Below are 18616 nucleotides of genomic sequence, written 5' to 3'. Positions count from 1 at the left end.
GATCGGCGGCGGCGGCATGCAGCCCGGCTCCACCGTCACCGTCTCCGACGGCGACACCGAGCTCGGCACCGCCACCGTGGGCGAGGACGGCAGCTGGACCTTTACCCCTGACGCCCCGCTGGCCGACGGCGAGCACGCGCTGGTCATCGACGGCACCGATGCGAACGGCAACGCGGTCAGTGACACCGTGAACGTAAACGTCGACACCAGCGCCACCGCGCCGGGCCTCACCGACGACGCCGGTAATGCAATCGCCGACGGCAGCACCACCAGCGACAGCACCCCGACCATCAATGGCGGCGGCATGCAGCCCGGCTCCACCGTGACCGTCTCCGACGGCGACACCGAGCTCGGCACCGCCACCGTGGGCGAGGACGGCAGCTGGACCTTCACGCCGGAAACCCCGCTGGCCGACGGCGAGCACGCGCTGGTCATCGACGGCACCGACGCCAGCGGCAACGCGGTCAATGACACCATTAATGTCGTGGTGCAAACCGCGCCGTCTATGGAGATCGTTGATGATAACGGTACCGCTATTCTGGATGGCGACACTGTTAGTGACAGCACCCCAACCTTCAACGGTAAAAACTTCGAACCGGGAACCAATATCGTCATCGCTGATGGCGAAACGACGCTGACCACCGTGACCGTTGGTGAAGATGGAAGCTGGACCTTCACGCCGGAAAACCCACTGGCTGAAGGTGCGCACGCTATCAAGGTCACTGTTACTGATTCAGAAGGTGTGAGTAATAACGGCATCTTCAACGTCACGATTGATACCACCGCGCCAGATGGGGTTGATATCACTACGGTGGCGCTGACCGATGAAGATGGCAATGCGATTACCGCCGCGGATGTTACCTCTGAAAACATGCCGACCTTCAGTGGCAAAGATCTCGAAGCAGGAGCCACCGTTGTTATTCGTGACGGTGAAACTGTACTGGGTGAAACGACGGTGAATGAGGATGGCAGCTGGTCGTTTACACCATCAACCGCACTTGACGATGGCGATCATCACTTTACATTTGAAGTCACCGATGCAGTCGGCAACAGCAGTGGCATGTCTGAGGCACTGGATCTCTCAGTCTCAGCTACCAAAGGCATTAACACCGGTGTCGTAATTACCGATGATGCAGGACGCGTGATTGTTGATGGCGATGCCATAAATGACACCACCCCGACGTTTAGCGGAAAAGATCAGACACCAGGCACCACAGTGACTATCGCCGATGGTGAAACCGTGCTGGGAAGTGTCGTGGTTGCCGAAGATGGAAGCTGGAGCTTTACGCCTGAAGCAGCCCTGGCTGAAGGTGACCATGCGTTAATCGTGACTGTAACGGATGCGGAAGGCAACACCAGCAGCGACACCGTTAACGTCGTGGTCGACACCGTTGCGCCAGAGGTCATTGATGTGGCCGCGATGGTGGTCTCAGATGATGCAGGCAATGCGTTAGTCGCTGGCAGCGCTATCGGTGATACCACACCGACCTTTAGCGCCTCAGGCCAGGAAGCGGGCACCACTATTATCGTTCGCGATAATGGTACGGTACTGGGTGAAGCTCAGGTTGCCGACGATGGCAGCTGGTCTTTCACGCCGTCTGAAGCGCTGACTGATGGTGATCATAGCTTTACGTTTGAGACAGTCGACGCGGCAGGTAACAGCAGCGGTGAATCTGACGCTGTCAGTTATGTCGTGGACTCTGTTGCACCTGAAGGTGTGGACATTGCTGCGGTGGTGATCACCGATGAAGTGGGCGCGGCTATTAATACAGCCGAAACCCAGAGCGACAGTAAACTCACCTTCAGCGGCAGCGATCTTGAGCCTGGTGCCACCGTTACGATCTATGACAAAGGTCAGATCGTCGGCGAAACTACCGTTGCTGATGATGGCAGCTGGAAATTTACCGCTGAAGACGGTTTGTATGACGGCACGCATGAAGTGACCTTTACCGTGACAGATGCGGCAGGTAACAGCAGCGCGCCTTCTGACGCTCTGGATCTGAATGTGCAGGCGATTGTGCTGACCGCCTCCGATAATGTCAGCTCAGGTGCAGCGGTCGGCTTTACCTATCCGGTTGATGTGAGTCAGGATCTGGGGACAGTACTGGAAGACAGCGGATTAGTGTCGTTTAACAATAAGATTGTCAGTGATCCGATTGTGGTCGCCGATGGCACCATTATCGATCTTGATGTTACAGCGACCTCTTCCGCTTTCCTTAATGTCGCCAGTTCCTCAACGCTGGTGTTGCAGAAGTATGATTCGTCCACCAGCACCTGGGTCACCGTTTCCGAAGAGAACAGCGGAAACCTGTTTGGACTGTTTGGACTGGGCGCATCAACTTCCACCATCACGCTCACCGGTCTGACTGCTGGCCAGTATCAGCTGGTTTATACCACCGGCGGTATTAACGTCGGTGCGAGCTTTAATCTGAACGCCTCTAAAACCGTCTATACGCTGGCGGAACAGGGCACGCCGACCGACTACACCACGGCAACCGGCAATGTGATCACGGATGTCGATACCGTCTATGGTGCAGATGGTATTCCGCACAGCGCCTATACCTCAGTGAGTGCGGCGAGCGTGACCAGCAGTGATGGCACCGTGACATCTGTCACGCTGGATGCCACCACCAAAACCGCCACGCTGGTGGGTCAGTATGGCACGCTGGTCATCAACGCCGATGGCAGCTATGTCTATACCCCGATCTCGTCCATGGACAGCATCGGTAAGGTAGATTCCTTTACCTATACCATTACCGACTCTGCCACCGGCCAGAGTTCATCCGCCCAGATTCACGTGCAGATTGGTACCACCAATGCGGCTCTGGATCTGAGCTGGGATCCAACCGATCCCACGGCGGCAGCGATCACCGACATTGCTTCCAGTAACGAGGCAAATGCCAGCGTTACGGTGATTTACAACAAAACCAGTGACACGATGCCCGAAGCCCTGCTGACAGCACAGAGTGCAGCCATTTACACCGACTCATTCACGCTGAATTCTGCAGATGACATTGTGACCGGCGAGTTTAAGCTCTCAACGCAATATGATTTCTGGGGCAATAACTTCTCGCAGGATATGACTCTCGTCTACGAAGTCCAGAAACTGGGAGAAGACGGAAGCTGGTCAACGGTAACCACCAACGAGTTAGTGGTGAAAGCGGGCAACCATAGTGACGAAGTGCTGCTTCTCACCGACATGTCCTCTCTGGTTTCTGAAGCAGGAACCTATCGGATTGCTGTCTCCAAAACGGGGGCAACCAACACGATCAGAGTGAACATGAACGTGGATGTTTTAAGCACTACGGACTACGTCATCACCGCGAATGAACTCGCCACTGGCAACGTGCTGACCGATGAAGGCACAGACGGTGCGGTTGATAAGCTGAGTTCTATCTACACCCGCATCTATGCCAAAGCCGGTGACAGCACCAGCGATGTGACGATCGATGACAGCTATACCTGGGTCACCGAAAGTGGCGTCTCCATTGCGGGTCAGTATGGCACCCTGGTGATCTATAACAACGGGGCTTATACCTACACCCCTGCCACCACCACACTGCCAGCCGGCTCTGAAGACGTGTTCACCTATGCGCTGAAAGGTGCCAATGGTGAGGTCGTTACTGCCACCGTCACGATCCATCTGGGCGTTGAGGTTAACGGCAGCAACGGCGGTGCGCTGGTGTTCCACGGCACTGAGGCAGACGATGTGTTTGATGTGTATGACACTAACTTCGCCTCGGTAGATGGTGCGGCTGGCGACGACACGCTGGCGTGGCATGGCAATGGCCAGCTGGTCTTAAGCGACGTCGCAGCGAAAGTCAGTAATATCGAATCGATCATGCTGACCTCAACCACCAGCAGCGACAATCTGGTGCTGGATGCGCAGAGCGTAGAAGATGTCACCAGCGAAAGTAATGCGCTGTATATCAAAGGCATCGCTGGCGACAGCGTGACGCTGCAAGGCACCTGGGTCGACAGTGGCACGGTAATCGTCGACAGCATCACCTACACGCACTACACCAGCACGACGGCTGCCGGAACAGTGGTCGATATCTACGTGCAGCAGGGGGTTAATCTCTCTTCAACCACCTATACGGATAGCCAGAATGGAACGGAATATACCGTTACCGCTGCGCAGGATGTAACAGGTACGGCTAGCGACGATATCTTTAACGTGAGTGATAGCAGCTTCACCCATATTGATGGGGGTGAAGGTCTGGATACGCTGGTGTGGAGCGGCACAGGCACACTGACGCTCAGCGATCTGCAGTCGAAAATCAGCAATATCGAAGAGATTGAGCTGGTTAATGACAGCGCGGTTAATAATCTGGTTGTCACCACGCAAAACATAGCGGATATCACTGATGCTGATAACACGCTGTTTGTTAAAGGTGCCATCACAGACACACTGACCCTCTCCGGTCGCTGGACGCTCTCTGGCAGTGAAGTGGTCAACAATGTGGATTACGTTCATTACGTCGGCACCACCGCCGATGGTCAGACCGTGAACCTCTATGTTGATCGTGACATGAAACTGAGCAGCACCGAAACCGCGCCTGAAAACAATGCGGCCGATGTCACGGGCGACGTTGCTCTGCTCAGCGACAGCGTGGCGCAGACCACCACGATGAACACTGCGACCAGCAGCTTCACCAGTGAGAGCTTCACGGTTAACAGCATCAGCGATCTGCAGGAGATTAACGTCAGCGTGACCGGGGCGTCGATCAATGCCAGCAATACCGTTTCGGTGAACTGGTCGTTGCAGGTTTATAACGAGCAGACGCTGCGCTGGGACAACGTGACCAGCGGCACTCAGGCGGTTACCAGCGGCAGTCCGCTGAATGTTTCGCTGGAAGGCCAGAGTGCGGGAACCTATCGCATCGTGGTCGACAGCACGCAGTCCGGACATCCTGGATTCCTGTGGTCAACCAACTACGACGCGCTCACCGTGAAAGTGGCAGTGAATATCGTCAGCACTACCGACTATAAGGTCAGCACCAGCTCCAGCGTCAATGGCTCGGTCTTTACCAGCGACAGCGCCAGTGACAGTTCACTGCTGGTGAAATCGATAACCGCGGGTATTGTGACCGGTGCCGCAAGCTACACGCTGGTGGCCGCAGCGGGCACCACCATTGCGGGGACCTACGGCACGCTGACGATTCATACCGATGGGAGTTATACCTACACGCTGAACAGTGACTCGGTGATCAAACTGACCGGCAGTGAAGATTCATTCACCTACATTCTGGCGGACGGCACCACCAAAAATCTGGTGATGACGCTGGGTGTTTCCGTGGATGGATCGGAAGGTGGTGCGCTGATCTTTGCCGGTACCGTTGGCGATGACAGCTTCACCGTTCACGACACCCAGTTCACCTCGGTGGATGGTAAATCGGGTCAGGATACGCTGGTCTGGAATGGTGCAAGCGAGCTGAACCTCAGTGAGATCGCGGGCAAAGTGAACAATATCGAAATCATCGATTTGCAGGACAACGCCCAGGCAACGGCGCTGCTGATTGGTGCCGATGATATTGAGAAAATCACTGATGCCAGCAATGTGCTGTATGTCAGGGGTGGCAGCAATGACTCCCTTTCACTGCAGGGCGTGTGGACCGTTAACGGCGTGGAAACGCTGAATAACATTACCTACACCCTCTACACCAGCACGGCACTGGATGGCTCGGCAGTCAAACTCTATGTTCAGCAGGGCCTGCACTTCAACGAAGTGACAGAGCACCTTGCTGGTTCCATAGCGGATGTCTCAGCCGATCTGACCGTGGTATCGGTGAGCCTGAATGGTGAAACCACCGCGATTACCGACGACAGTGCCGTCAGCGTTAAAGGCGCCTATGGCACGCTGGTTATCGATGAGGCGGGTCACTACAGCTACGTGGTGGATGATGCGTTTGCGCACAGCGGTAACACTGACACTTTCACCTATGCCCTGTCAGACGGCAGCAATGCTTCTCTGAGCTTTAACCTGGGGGTTGATGTTGATGGCAGCGCGGGTGGCGAAATTACCTTCACCGGCACCAGCGGTGCGGATGTTTTCGAAGTCTATGACACCGATTTCATCTCAATCAACGGCGCTGATGGTAACGATACGCTGGCCTGGCATGGCACAGGTACGCTGAACCTCAGTGATATCTCGGCCAGGGTCAATAATATTGAAACCATCGACCTGATGACGGACGCCGGAAAAGACAATCTGGTGGTCAGTGCAGAAAGTCTGCTGAAGGTAACGGATAACGATAATACGTTATTTGTCAGAGGGGAAAATGGCGACACGGTGACGCTCAATGGTAACTGGGAGCAGGCGGAAGGATTAGTGGCAAATGGGGTTAACTATAACCATTACACCAGTTCTGCAGCCGATGGCTCCGTGGTACAGTTATATATTGAAGACGATGTAACCATCGGATAATTAAAATCCGCATTAAAAGCAGGCTGGGTTATTTATACCAGCCTGCTCTTTCCCCGCGCGCTAAGCCGACTTTTATGACTGAGGTATATTTAACTTTTAAAATATCATGAAAAAAATAATTATCATTTTGCACTGTATTTTTATTACCCACTCTTCTTTTGCTGCAGATAAAAAACTATTTTCTGCAAGTGAGCCTTCAATAAATGAAGCCCCGTCCGGCTTTTGGGGCGTATTTTCTAAAACGCCCGATCCCGGAACCTTACCTGCGGGCGGTTCTGCGCTGGCAGATAAATTACAAATTAATCCGGCAGAAATTGATATGCAGCCTGCAGAATCAAACGGGGCTGACAGCTTTCCGGCTGACTGGCAGGCGGCCATTCAACTGGCGGTTAATCATCACCCCTCCATCAGCAGCAGCATTGCGACGCTGGAGTCATCAGGATTCACCATTGATGCCGCGAAAGCGGGCTATCTGCCCGCCATAAAAGCGGGCATCACCACGGGTCGACAGCAGGATGAAGGCAGCGGCCATATCGCGACCGTCGGCCTTTCTCAGATGCTCTACGACTTTGGTAAAACCGGCAGCGCGGTCGATCAGGCCAGCGCGAAATATCTGCGCCAGCAGGCCACGGTCCTGATGCAGATCGACACCATTATTGAGCAGACCGCACTGGCACTGAATGAGGTTTATCGATCAACGCAGCTGCTTGATAATGCAAAAAAAGAGGTAAAAGCACTGCGTGACATCCTGGCACTGACGCAAATGCGCGCCGAGGCCGGGGCCAGCACCCGTGTGGATCCGGTTCAGGCCCAGGCACGCGTTGAAGCCGCCCAGGCGTCACAGCTGGATCTGGAAATCAAACTGGAGCAGCAGAAATACCATCTGCAATCGCTACTCGGTCAGCCGGTCGCAGAGAAGAAAATATCCGCGCCGGTCTCCCTGTTGCCCCTGATTGAGCGTCAGAGCGCCCGGATCGATTTAAACCGTAACCCGACCATTTTAGTGGCCCAGGCAGATGCTGCCGTCGCCCTGGCAGAGTTACGTAATTACAAAGCGCAGCGCTACCCCACTTTATCGCTTGAAGCCAACACCAATAAATATATCGGCGACATTGCGGATTATCAGCGCCATAGCCAGTACCAGAACGTTTATCTTTCGGTGAACAGCACCCTTTATCAGGGCGGCGCATTAGTGGCGCAGGAAAGCGCCAGTGCCAGAGCGCTGGAAGCAGCCAGGACCACTATTGCCAGTAAGAAACTGGAGATTAGCGATCAGCAGCGAAATTATTTCCAGAGCGTTAAAGGATTGCAAAAAAATATCACTTTGCTGAGCAGCCGGATGAAAACCATTATGGAAACGCGCGCTCTGTACCGGGAACAATATTTATCTTTAGGTAATCGAAATGTTCTCGACTTACTCAATGCCGAACAGGAAATAAGTCGCGCCCGGCAGGATTTAATTAACGCCCGTTGCGATCTTTGGGCCTCCTCCGTTAATTATCTGGTGGTGACCGGAATGGCCCGCGACGCGTTTGATTTAAATAATAAAGTGATCCAGGGACTGCGCATTGCGCCGTAATTCTGTCAGCAACGAAGAGAAGACGATAATGAACACGATATCTGACAGGGAGAGTGCTTCAGCCCAGCCTGAGGCAAAAAAGGCTTATACCCCCTGGCTTGAAGCGCTGCTGCTGGTGGCTAAACATTACCGGCTTGATGGTTCACCTGAACGGGTGAAAGGGGAAGCGGAATGGCATATGCAGCATCTTTCACAGGATGCGCTGATTGAAAATATGGCCCGCCAGCTCGGCCTGCTGATCATTTTTGATGAATTTCATCCGGATCAGCTCGATCCCTGGCGGATGCCGCTGATCGTCGATTTTGGTCCCCGCGGCGTCGGCGTCATCACCACGGCAGGCGAAGAAGACAAAGTCAGCGTGATGCTGAGCGGCGAAAAACAGCTGCAGACCACGCTGAGTCTTGAAGAGCTGTCGCAGCATGCGCAGCGCGTACTGCTGGCGAAGCCGGAGTCCTCGGTGCCGGATGCGCGGGTAGATGACTATATCAAGCCGCATCGTGCTGACTGGCTGTGGCAGACCATTCTTCGGGAGTGGCCAGCCTATGTAAACGTGATGTTTGCGTCGCTGATCTCCAACGTGCTGGGTCTCTCCGCGATGCTGTTCACCATGCAGGTGTATGATCGGGTGATCCCTTCCCAGTCCGTTCCCTCACTCTGGGTGCTGTTCGGTGGCGTAATGATCGCCCTGACCTGCGTTTTTGTGATGCGCATTATTCGCACGCATATCTCTGATATGGCCGGTAAAAGTGCGGATCTGCGCATCTCCGACCGCGTCTTTGGTCACGCGTTGCGTATCCGTAACGATCAGCGGCCCAAATCCACCGGCTCTTTTATTGCTCAGATCCGTGAGCTGGAACAGATCCGTGAACTGATTACCTCGACCACCATTTCTGCGATTGCCGATCTGCCTTTTTTAATCATCTTTCTCTTTATCCTCTGGTTACTGGGTGGATGGCTGGTGCTGGTTCCGCTGGCAGCGATTCCGCTGATTGTTATTCCGGGCCTGCTGGCACAGGGTTCGCTGGCGAAGCTCTCCAAAGCGACCATGCGCGAGTCTGCGGTTCGCAGCGCCATGCTGGTTGAGACCGTACAGGGCATGGATGACATCAAGCTGCTGCGCGCAGAGCCCTACTTTCAGAACCAGTGGAATCACCTCAACGAGGTAATCAGTAAATCTTCGCAGAAGCAGCGTTTTATCAGCGGATTGCTGATGAGCTGGACCAGCGAAGTCCAGACTATTGCGTACGTGGGCGTGGTGCTGGTGGGTGCCTTCTTTGCCATGAGTGGCGACCTCTCTACCGGCGTGTTAATCGGCTGCTCGATGCTGGCGTCACGCATGATGGCACCGCTGGGACAACTGGCGATGATATTTGGCCGTTGGCAGCAGGCCAAAGTGGCGCGTGAAGGACTGGAGAACCTGCTTAACAGTGAGGTCGATCAGCCAGAGCGCAGCATCCGGGTTCATCGTCCGCGCATTAACGGCGAATATGCCCTCTCCGACGTCATCTATCGCTACGACCCGAACGCCCCTGACCCGGTGCTGACGGTGAAAAAGCTGACGATTAAAGCCGGTGAGAAAGTGGCGCTGCTGGGGCGTAATGGTTCCGGTAAATCGACGCTGCTGCAACTGATGGCGGGCCTGTTGCAACCGGGCGAAGGCGCACTGCTGCTGGATGGTGTGCGGCTTTCCTCTATCGATCCGCTGGATGTGCGGCGTGACGTCGGGCTGCTTACCCAGACCTCCTCCCTTTTTTACGGCACGATCCGTGAGAACTTACGCCTGGGCATGCCGCTGGCGACCGAAGAGGAGATGCTGCAGGCCCTGGAGATCAGCGGCGCACTCGACTTTATTCAGCGCTTGCCGGAGGGCATGGATTACCTGTTGCAGGAGGGCGGCAAAGGATTGTCTGGCGGTCAGCGTCAGCAGCTGTTGCTGGCACGCACCCTGCTCCGCCAGCCCAGCGTACTGCTGCTGGATGAGCCTACCGCCTGGCTGGATGATAGCGCGGAAAAACATCTGATTGAGCGGCTGATGACGTGGATGGGCAACCGGACGCTGATTATCGCCACTCATCGTCCGGCGGTACTGCAGCTGGTTGATCGCATCATGCTGATCGACAAAGGCAGGATTGCGCGGGATGGAACGAAAGCCGAGATGCTTATCACCAGGCCCGAGGCCAGCGCAGCGCCGCATCAGGGAAAAGTGAACGTTAAACCGCAGGGAGCACAGGTATGAGTTTCTCCTTATTCCGTAAAAAGAAGTATCAGCGTTCCCGTAAGCGGGTCTCTTCTGGCGGTCTGATCATCCTGTCGGTGCTGATCATGCTGGTGCTGTTCTTTATCTGGGCCTCGAACTTCGAACTGGATGAAGTTACCGTCGGTGTCGGCAAAGTAGTGCCAAGCTCACACGAGCAAATTATTCAGTCGCTGGAGGGCGGGATCCTGAAAGAGCTGAAGGTTCACGAAGGCGATGTGGTTGAGGCGGGTCAGGTACTGGCCCTGCTGGATCCGACCCAGATTGACTCCGGCGTACAGGAGAGCACCTCACGGTTACGTGCCGCGCTGGCGACGGCGGCCCGCTTACAGGCTGAGACCGCTGGTACACCTCTGATCTTTCCGCCAGAGGTATTAGCCGATCCGCCACTGGTGGCTGCTGAAACCGCGCTTTATCAGTCGCGCCGTGAAAACTACAGCAAGACCATCAGCGGCCTGACCGAAGCGCTGGAGCTGATCAACCGCGAGTTGCGGCTGACCTCTTCGCTGGTGGCTAAAGGCGCGGCCAGTAATGTGGAAGTGCTGCGGCTGAAACGCCAGGCGAACGATCTGCAAAACAAGCTCAACGACGCTGAGAACCACTATATCGTTCAGGCACGTGAAGAGCTGGCGAAAGCCAATGCCGAAGCGGCGTCTCAGCGCTCCATTATTATCGGACGCGCTGACTCGCTGAAGCGCACGGTGATTGTTACGCCGGTCAGAGGCATTGTTAAAGATATCGAGGTCAATACGGTTGGCGGCGTTATCCCACAGCGCGGCAATCTGATGGAGATTGTGCCGCTGGATGAGCAACTGATGATTGAGGCGCAGATTGCTCCGCGCGATGTCGCCTTTATCACGCCCGGCCAGCGTGCCGTGGTGAAGCTCACGGCCTATGACTACAACATCTATGGTGGTCTGGAAGGTAAAGTGGCCTCTATTTCACCGGACACCATCCAGGATGAAGTCCATCGCGACCAGTACTATTACCGCGTCTACATCCGCACCGATAAGGATTATCTGGTCAATAAAAAGGGCAAAAAGTTTCCGGTTTATCCCGGCATGATCGCGATGGGCGAGATTCACACCGGCAGTAAAACCATCATGGAGTATCTGATGAAACCGCTGAACCGCGCGAAGGAAGCGCTGCGCGAAAGGTAAGTGTGTTTAGCATGGGTGGCTGCCGATATGGGTTGGGCAGCCACTTCCACTTTTAGTGACGAAGCGCATTAATCAGTAATGGCGACCTGGCCACCTTTCCCTCTGATCCCCTCTCCTCTGGCGCTTTTCTCTGTTTCATCTTTTCAGACATTATTTCAGCAAACTGCGGCTGGGTGGTCAGCCTGACCACTTAGTTGTGGCCATGTTTTAATATTTACATGGCATAGTGCCTTTGCTTAGATGATAACTGACAAGGCGAATAACAGATTAAGCGGAACCTGATGATGATGAAGGCGCTGACTGAACGGCAACTGACGATTATGCGACAGCTTATTTCTCATAACAGTTATGTGAGCCTGCACGCTATTTCAGAAAAAACAGCAATCACCACCCGAACCTTGCGCCGCGACATCGCCGATATTAACGAAAAACTTTCTGACCAGGGAATCAATCTCAGCGGAAAAAGTGGGAGAGGGATCACAATTAAATTCGCTGACGCGCAGTCCGAAATAGCCGCGCGCCGGATTTTCTCAACCGAGGTGGATGATTTCAGCAGCAACTTCAGGATGCTGAAAATAGCGTCTGATTTATTAATGCTGTCACCAAAAAGTTCCTCCATCAGCGAACTGGCGGATAAATATTTTATCAGCCGCGCTTCGATAGTGAATGATTTGAAAACATTAGAAGCATGGTTACATCAGTTTGATTTAACCTTATTAAAAAGTCGTGTCGGAACCAGCATAAAAGGCAGTGACCATAATATTCGCATGGCGATGAAAGCGCTGGTGTTAAAATCGATTTATAACCGTCAGGACATGATGGAAAGCCGTCTGGATGAAAGCACGCTGCAGGAGCTTTCAGAGAAGTTTGGTCAGCAGGCTGTCCATTTTACCCTGCAATTAATTAATTTTATTGAACAGCAGCTGCAATATACGATAAGCGATCCTTACTACATCAATTTATTTACGCATATTCTGGTACTGATCCACCGGAGTCACTCGCCGATGCACAGGACCGACGCCCGCGCGGTGTCGATGAACCGGGTCAGCGACCATCACGCATGGCAGGTATCACTGGCGGTGATAGAGCGCATTGAGACCGCCTACAACACGGTACTGGTGGCCGAGGAGTCTCACTCCATCTATCAGTATCTGGTCTCCTCCGGTAAGGCGGGGGGTGAGTCACCACAGCACGATGACTCGCTGATTTCAGAGCGTGAAACCCGCTTTGCTGAGGCGCTGATCGCCCGGGTGGCGCAGCGCATCAACATTGAAATCACTACCGACCAGAACCTGCAGGCGTCATTGTCCTCGCATATCAAGCCGATGCTGAACCGCCTCAGATATCATATCCGGATTAAAAATCCGCTGCTGCATGATATCCAGACCGAACTGGGCACGGTGTTCGCCGCCGTTAAAGCGGTGATCAGCCAGCTGACGCAGGAGTACAGCCTGGATGAGATCAGTGATGACGAAGTGGCTTACCTGACGGTGCATATTCAGGCAGCCATCGAAAACAGCATCAAGGTAAAACGGGTATTGCTGGTCTGCTCCAGCGGTCTGGGTACCTCGCAGCTGCTTTACGGACGGATTATCCGTGCCTTTCCCGACTGGAAGATTATCGACATCGTGCCAGGGAAAAATATTGCTGACTCCCTGAAACGACATGAGTGTGACGTGGTGATTTCCACCATCCGGCTGGAGCCGCTGGAAAAACCGGTGGTGTATGTCTCGGCCCTGTTCTCGGCGAAAGATATCGCAAGAGTAACGGAGTGTCTGGTATCGAATTCGATTAATTAATGATAATGGAGAAGCAAAATGACGACAGCCGTGGCTATTAACGAAGTATTAAAAGAAGAGTGCATTATTCTCGATGTCGATTGCCAGACCAAAGAGCAGATTATTTCTCAGCTGACCGACCTGCTCTGCCAGACCGGTGCCGTCACCGATAAAGCCGCATTCCTGAAAGATGTTTATCTGCGTGAAGAATTAGGCTCCACCGGATTTGAAAATCATATTGCTATTCCACACGGTAAATCTGCTGCCGTCGCTAAAACCCGCATTGCCGTGGGTCGTTTACGCCAGGATATTCCGTGGGAGACCATCGACGGTACCAAAGTACGCTTGGTTATTCTGTTCGCGGTAAAAGAGTCCGATAAAGATGTGGGCCATATCAAAATGCTCGCCAAAATATCCATCGCGTTAGGTGATGAAGATGTCGTCGAGCAATTACTTAATGTCCCGCATCGCGAAGAGATGTTTCATTTACTGTTATCCCGATCGGGAGCCTGAATAAACCGGAGAGCAGCATGCAATAAAAAACAAAGGAGGTATTCCAGGTTGTAGCCATCCCTTCAGACCGAAAAACATAAATATAAAATTTTCACTGGAGAACATTTATGAACATTATTGCCATTACCGCCTGTCCTACAGGTGTCGCCCACACCTACCTTGCCGAAAGTAATTTAAAAAAAGCGGCTAAAAAACTGGGCCTGAATGTATTAGTTGAAACCCAGGGTGCGATTGAAAGCGAATATATTTTCAGCGACGACGATATTCATCGGGCGGACGTCGTGTTGATCGCCGCAGATAAAAAAGTTGAGATGGCGCGCTTCCAGCACAAAAACGTGATTGAGGTGCCCGTTACCCGTGCCGCGAAGGATGCTGAAGGCCTGTTAAACGCCATTGTTAACGGCGAACTGGCTCCGAGGCTGGTAGACGCTGCGCCGCAGGCCAGTGCATCTGAGCCGGCTAACAGTGCCCGCGAGGCGTCGGGTTCCCGCTCCTGGATTTCAGAGATTTATGTGCACCTGATCACCGGCGTGAACCTGATGATCCCCTTTGTGGTGGCGGGCGGCATTCTGATCGCACTGAGTTTTTCATTCGGGATTACGGCGGCCACACCAGGGGACGCGAACTTCAGCCCGATAGCGAAGATGCTCTCTGACATCGGTGGCGGTTCCGCCTTTGCCCTGATGCTGCCGATTCTGGCGCTGGGGATCAGCCAGTCTGTCAGCGGCAAAGCGGGCATCGTGGCGGGTGCCGTGGGCGGGATGATGGCGATCCACACCGGCTCCGGCTTTCTCGGCGCGCTGATTGCCGGCTTCCTGGCCGGATACATCACGCTGCTGATCAATAACCATATCCATCTGCCCAAAGCGGTCGCCGGGCTGAAACCTATTTTAATCGTGCCTCTGTTAAGCGTGCTGCTGACCGGCGCACTGATGGCGCTGCTGATTGGTGAGCCGATCAAAATGCTGCTCGGCTGGATGACCGGCTTCCTTAGTTCGCTGGGTAACACCAACGCGGCCATCCTCGGCCTGCTGTTCGGCATGATGGTGGCCTTTGATATGGGCGGCCCGCTGAATAAAACCGTCTGTATGTTTGCGATTGGCCTGATGTCGAGCGGGGTTTACGGACCGATTGCCGCCTGTATGGCGGCGGGCATGGTGCCACCACTGGGCATCGCGCTGGCAACCACCCTCTTCCGCCGCAAATTTACCGAGCAGGAGCGGGAAACCGGCAAAGTCACCTACATCCTCGGCCTGTCATTTATTACCGAAGGCGCGATCCCTTACGCGGTCGCCGATCCGCTGCGCGTCATCCCGGCCATCGTGGCGGGCTCCGGATTAGCGGGCGCCCTGTCAATGATGCTGGGCTGTGCTTCCCGCGCTCCGCACGGCGGCATTTTCGTCATCTTCATTCCTAACGTGATCAGCAACGTCATGGGTTATCTGTTTGCGATTGCCGCAGGCAGTTTGCTGACAGCGCTGATCCTGCTGTTCCTGAAAAAAGATATCTCCGTTCCTGCAAAACAAGGATAAAACCTATGCTTTACAACATGAAAGATCTGCTCAGCGTTGCCCGACAGCATCAGTTTGGCGTTGGCGCGTTCAACATCGCCAGCGCGGAGTTTGGACGTGTGGCGGTTGAGACTGCCGAGCGACTGGATTCACCGCTGATTCTGGAGATCCATCCTGAAGAGATGGCCTTCACCGGCCCGGAATTTATTGGCTATCTGCGGACGCTGGCAATTCAGGCACGTGTGCCGGTGGTGATCCATCTGGACCATGGCCGCTCGCTGGAAGAGGTGATGAAAGCGATCTACGCAGGTTTTACTTCAGTGATGATTGACGCCTCCTCTCACCCTTTTGAGCAGAACATTGCGCTGACGAAGAAGATTGTCGAGATAGCGCACACGATTAATGTCTCTGTGGAAGCGGAGCTGGGCACCATCGGTGTAGCAGAAGGCAGCGGCGAAGGCGGCAGTAACGAGATTCTCTATACCGACCCACAGCAGGCCGAGACCTTTGTGCGCGAGACCGGCACCGATACGCTGGCGGTCGCCATCGGCACTTCGCATGGCCTCTACCCCAAAGGGAAGCAGCCGAAGCTGGATATCGAGCGCCTGCAGCAGATCCGTAAGGTGGTTGATATCCCGCTGGTGCTGCATGGCGGTTCGGGCAACAAAGACAGCGAGGTCGCGGAATCAATTCGTTATGGCGTCGGTAAAATCAATATCTCCAGTGATATGAAGAAGGCGTTCTTCGTGGCGCTGGATCAGGAACTGAAGCTTGGGGGTCACGAGCCTAATTCCCTCTTTGTTAAACCGATGCAGGCGGCAGGTGAAGTGGTCGCGGCGAAGATGGCGCTGTTTAGTTCGGTGGGAAAAGCGGCGTTGTATCGGTAAGCCCGTTACCAGTCGTTAGTGGAACCCGGCGGCGATTCAAAGAGACACTGAGGATTCGGTGTCTCTTTTTGCTGGCATCACAACAATCAGCGCTCTGTTCGGCTGACTGAAATTCAGGAGCGTTTAGCGAGGCGACCTGTTCAGCCACGGACGGTAATAGATATGTTCAGCCTGGAAATCGACCGCACCCTTATTCCCGGTCAGGCGCAGAGCAAGCGTTAGTGCAAAATCGAAGGCGACACCCAGGCCCCGACCACTGAGCAGATTGCCATCCTCCACTACATCCTCCATCACGTATTCGCCATCTGTTACCTCAAGCCCCAGCTCGCCTGAGCAGGTGTAGCGACGGCCTTTCAGCAGGTTATTCCCCCCCAGCACCCGGGCGGCGGCAGAGCAGATTGGCGCAATCAACATTCCCGCTTCATCATGTCTCTGGATTAAAGCAGCCACAGCAGGACTGGCGGCCAGGTTCTTAGAACCCTCAGGCCCGCCAGGCATGATCAGAGCATCGAATAAATGTGAGTCCTGTAATTCTTCAATCAGCGTATCTGTTTTAATGACGGCGCCGTGATAACTGACGATCTCACGCTGAGGCTGACAGGCAACGGTAGTGACTGTGATGCCTAGTCGGCTGAGAATATCGAGAGTAATAAACGCTTCTGCTTCTTCAAATCCTGTGGCCAGGAGTAATGCTGCATTTTTGGACATATTTCCTCCGATGATTTTAAATAAATGAAACGCTGTTTCATTTATTGGGATTCTACCAGAAGTTTACCGCTGTCGATGACTCTGTTTAAGAGAGGCGATTTATAATGTGTGCGTGACAGGATCCTACTGGATGGATTGAGCGAAAGCGGGAGCGCTGTTCTCACGCAGCACACGGGTGATCGCATCCACCTTTGCAGAACGGGGTCGCCGGGCTGCTGGCCTTTCATTACGGCATAAGCCATGTGCTGGATTTTCTGCGCGGGCGATCGTCCCCGTCAGCCGGGTTCTGTCTGGCAGAGCGTTTGATTACAGCAGAGTGGCTGGGTCGGAGGAGGATTAAGGGTGATAAGGTTGAGTTACTTCCCGACTGAAACGTCAGACGGTGGCGTTGAAAGAATAGCGCAGCGTTTATCCAGTAGCGACTCAACGGACGCCCGATTGCCCTTATCCCAGCCGCGCCGGGTAGTTAGCAGGATAAATCCTTTTTCTCCCGAAAACGTCGCCGGGATGAGCGCCACACCAGACTCTGCCAGCTGCGGCGGCGACAGCCGGAAATGGCGCGCCACGGAGGAGACAGGATAGATCCCCATCGCCGTCGGCTGCATAACGCGACGGGCATAGTAGGTGTGATTCAGCAAACGGTCGGGCAAGGGTCGCCAGTCATTATGAATATAGGGGCGCTCGGCCTGAAGCTGGCGATAGACATCTTCCCGCAGGCAGGTCAGATGAATATGCAGTTGATTCTGGCTGCGGCCATAAGCGGAATTCAGCGCCATGCCGATCCGATCCTCAGGCACTTTAGTGCCATAGGCCGCCATCAGACGATAGCGCATTAACCAGGCGTAGCCGAAATAGTCAGGACGCCCGGGGCGCGACAGCGCAATGCTCTCAATGCCGGACATCGCCACCGTCGGCACCAGAATAAAGTGCAACCTGTGGCGAGGATTCTGGATGATGCTGTAGCCCTGCGTGCTGTCCTGCGGCAGATAGATTTGCTGGCAGGGTGCCGGATCGCGACGGTAGTGATAGTTATTCATGCAGAGGTCATGCGTGACCGTCCACAGCGCGTCAGAGCGGGCGCATCCCACCAGTAGCAGCGCGATGACCAGTGGCAGAGAACGGCATCGCCACAACAATTTCCCGTTCAGCGGATGGCGTCCGGTCAGGCGACTCAATGCAGGTACAATCTCATCAACAAGGGTTCATATTGAGGGAGCGTTTATCCAGTTTAGTACGGAGCCAGTGGTAACCAGCTTCGGGTTGGTTAGTATAGCGCTGGTGTTGCAGGGTGGTTAGGGCAACTGAGTGAATGTTCTGCCTCCTTATTCTTTGGAATAAGAAAAATCAGCAGTGACTAAATGCGACGCTGATTTATCAGATTGAACATCACAGGCGAAATAATAACGTTCTCCAGTTGTGAACTTAAATCCAAACACAGGAAGACACTCACCTTTTGGAATATAAACTGGTTTGTCATCAAAAACCTTGTGAAGAGAGTTGCCTTTATCGCTGTTGATTTGAATGGCAGTAATCCTTTCTTGTGGCTCCAGTGGCGACACCACACAAACTTGCTTGTCTTTGATAAATGCCGTTGTAGATTCGCGCTCCACCATTCGGTCGCCAGGCCCGGGGCATCCCGTTAAGAGAAATACGACACCCAGCATCATCTTGCTTTTCATGATTAACGCCCCTTCCCTGTTACGCTTTTCTGATAAAGCGTGGGGACATCCTGCAACATATCATTGCCCCTGTACATCCCCATGCGCCCTGGCCTCTGATAGAAAGACCACTTACTCATC

At 54.1% G+C, this 18616-nt stretch carries 11 protein-coding genes; 8 read left to right on the top strand and 3 right to left on the bottom strand.

Features of this window, described 5'->3' with window-relative positions:
- Positions 1-16 precede the first annotated feature (16 nt).
- From FOV68_RS16030 to FOV68_RS15995, 8 genes are all read left to right on the top strand, one after another.
- Entirely contained in the window at positions 17-6427 is a 6411-nt protein-coding gene (locus FOV68_RS16030; RefSeq protein WP_222104195.1) for a BapA/Bap/LapF family large adhesin, read from the top strand.
- A 319-nt stretch (positions 6428-6746) separates the two neighbouring features.
- Positions 6747-8006, top strand: coding sequence for a TolC family outer membrane protein (locus FOV68_RS16025; protein WP_227028346.1), 1260 nt, complete (start codon positions 6747-6749; stop codon positions 8004-8006).
- Positions 8007-8034: 28 nt separating this feature from the next.
- A complete protein-coding gene (locus tag FOV68_RS16020; protein ID WP_143991200.1) occupies positions 8035-10242 on the top strand; it encodes a type I secretion system permease/ATPase in 2208 nt (735 codons plus the stop codon).
- Positions 10239-11420 carry an HlyD family efflux transporter periplasmic adaptor subunit gene (locus tag FOV68_RS16015; RefSeq protein ID WP_031593683.1) on the top strand — a complete coding sequence of 394 codons (1182 nt, stop codon included), beginning with the start codon at positions 10239-10241 and terminating at the stop codon, positions 11418-11420. The genes FOV68_RS16020 and FOV68_RS16015 overlap by 4 nt, the downstream gene beginning before the upstream one ends.
- Positions 11421-11701: 281 nt before the next feature.
- Positions 11702-13219: a transcription antiterminator gene (locus tag FOV68_RS16010; protein ID WP_223565772.1), complete on the top strand. Its 1518-nt coding sequence runs from the start codon at positions 11702-11704 to the stop codon at positions 13217-13219.
- An 18-nt stretch (positions 13220-13237) separates the two neighbouring features.
- On the top strand, positions 13238-13711 hold the full coding sequence (locus FOV68_RS16005; protein WP_022625347.1) for a PTS sugar transporter subunit IIA: 474 nt from the start codon (positions 13238-13240) through the stop codon (positions 13709-13711).
- Between the two features lie 107 nt (positions 13712-13818).
- The gene (locus FOV68_RS16000; protein WP_143991199.1) at positions 13819-15243 is read left to right on the top strand and encodes a PTS fructose transporter subunit IIC; all 1425 of its coding nucleotides are present in this window, start codon (positions 13819-13821) and stop codon (positions 15241-15243) included.
- A gap of 5 nt (positions 15244-15248) precedes the next feature.
- Positions 15249-16109, top strand: coding sequence for a ketose-bisphosphate aldolase (locus FOV68_RS15995; RefSeq protein ID WP_143991198.1), 861 nt, complete (start codon positions 15249-15251; stop codon positions 16107-16109).
- Between the two features lie 123 nt (positions 16110-16232).
- On the opposite strand, the gene FOV68_RS15990 is transcribed toward FOV68_RS15995, so the two are convergent.
- The 3 genes from FOV68_RS15990 to FOV68_RS15980 form a co-directional block, all read right to left on the bottom strand.
- Positions 16233-16817, bottom strand: a complete 585-nt coding sequence (locus FOV68_RS15990) for a DJ-1/PfpI family protein (protein ID WP_031593688.1) — start codon at positions 16815-16817, stop codon at positions 16233-16235.
- Between the two features lie 356 nt (positions 16818-17173).
- Positions 17174-17950, bottom strand: coding sequence for a CDP-diacylglycerol diphosphatase (locus FOV68_RS15985; protein ID WP_143991208.1), 777 nt, complete (start codon positions 17948-17950; stop codon positions 17174-17176).
- Positions 17951-18139: 189 nt separating this feature from the next.
- On the bottom strand, positions 18140-18496 hold the full coding sequence (locus tag FOV68_RS15980; protein ID WP_143991197.1) for a putative T6SS immunity periplasmic lipoprotein: 357 nt from the start codon (positions 18494-18496) through the stop codon (positions 18140-18142).
- Between the last annotated feature and the right edge of the window lie 120 nt (positions 18497-18616).

This window comes from Pantoea sp. paga (assembly GCF_007558755.1).
Classification (GTDB): domain Bacteria; phylum Pseudomonadota; class Gammaproteobacteria; order Enterobacterales; family Enterobacteriaceae; genus Pantoea; species Pantoea agglomerans.
Note: the sequence above shows the minus strand (reverse complement) of the source record. Positions and strands in the feature narration are given on the sequence as shown.

Excerpts from the sequence above, each read along its gene's own strand:
- FOV68_RS16030 (WP_222104195.1), top strand. The coding sequence starts at position 17 with ATGCAGCCCGGCTCCACCGTCACCGTCTCCGACGGCGACACCGAGCTC.
- FOV68_RS16025 (WP_227028346.1), top strand. The coding sequence starts at position 6,747 with ATGCAGCCTGCAGAATCAAACGGGGCTGACAGCTTTCCGGCTGACTGG.
- FOV68_RS16020 (WP_143991200.1), top strand. The coding sequence starts at position 8,035 with ATGAACACGATATCTGACAGGGAGAGTGCTTCAGCCCAGCCTGAGGCA.
- FOV68_RS16015 (WP_031593683.1), top strand. The coding sequence starts at position 10,239 with ATGAGTTTCTCCTTATTCCGTAAAAAGAAGTATCAGCGTTCCCGTAAG.
- FOV68_RS16010 (WP_223565772.1), top strand. The coding sequence starts at position 11,702 with ATGATGATGAAGGCGCTGACTGAACGGCAACTGACGATTATGCGACAG.
- FOV68_RS16005 (WP_022625347.1), top strand. The coding sequence starts at position 13,238 with ATGACGACAGCCGTGGCTATTAACGAAGTATTAAAAGAAGAGTGCATT.
- FOV68_RS16000 (WP_143991199.1), top strand. The coding sequence starts at position 13,819 with ATGAACATTATTGCCATTACCGCCTGTCCTACAGGTGTCGCCCACACC.
- FOV68_RS15995 (WP_143991198.1), top strand. The coding sequence starts at position 15,249 with ATGCTTTACAACATGAAAGATCTGCTCAGCGTTGCCCGACAGCATCAG.
- FOV68_RS15990 (WP_031593688.1), bottom strand. The coding sequence starts at position 16,817 with ATGTCCAAAAATGCAGCATTACTCCTGGCCACAGGATTTGAAGAAGCA.
- FOV68_RS15980 (WP_143991197.1), bottom strand. The coding sequence starts at position 18,496 with ATGAAAAGCAAGATGATGCTGGGTGTCGTATTTCTCTTAACGGGATGC.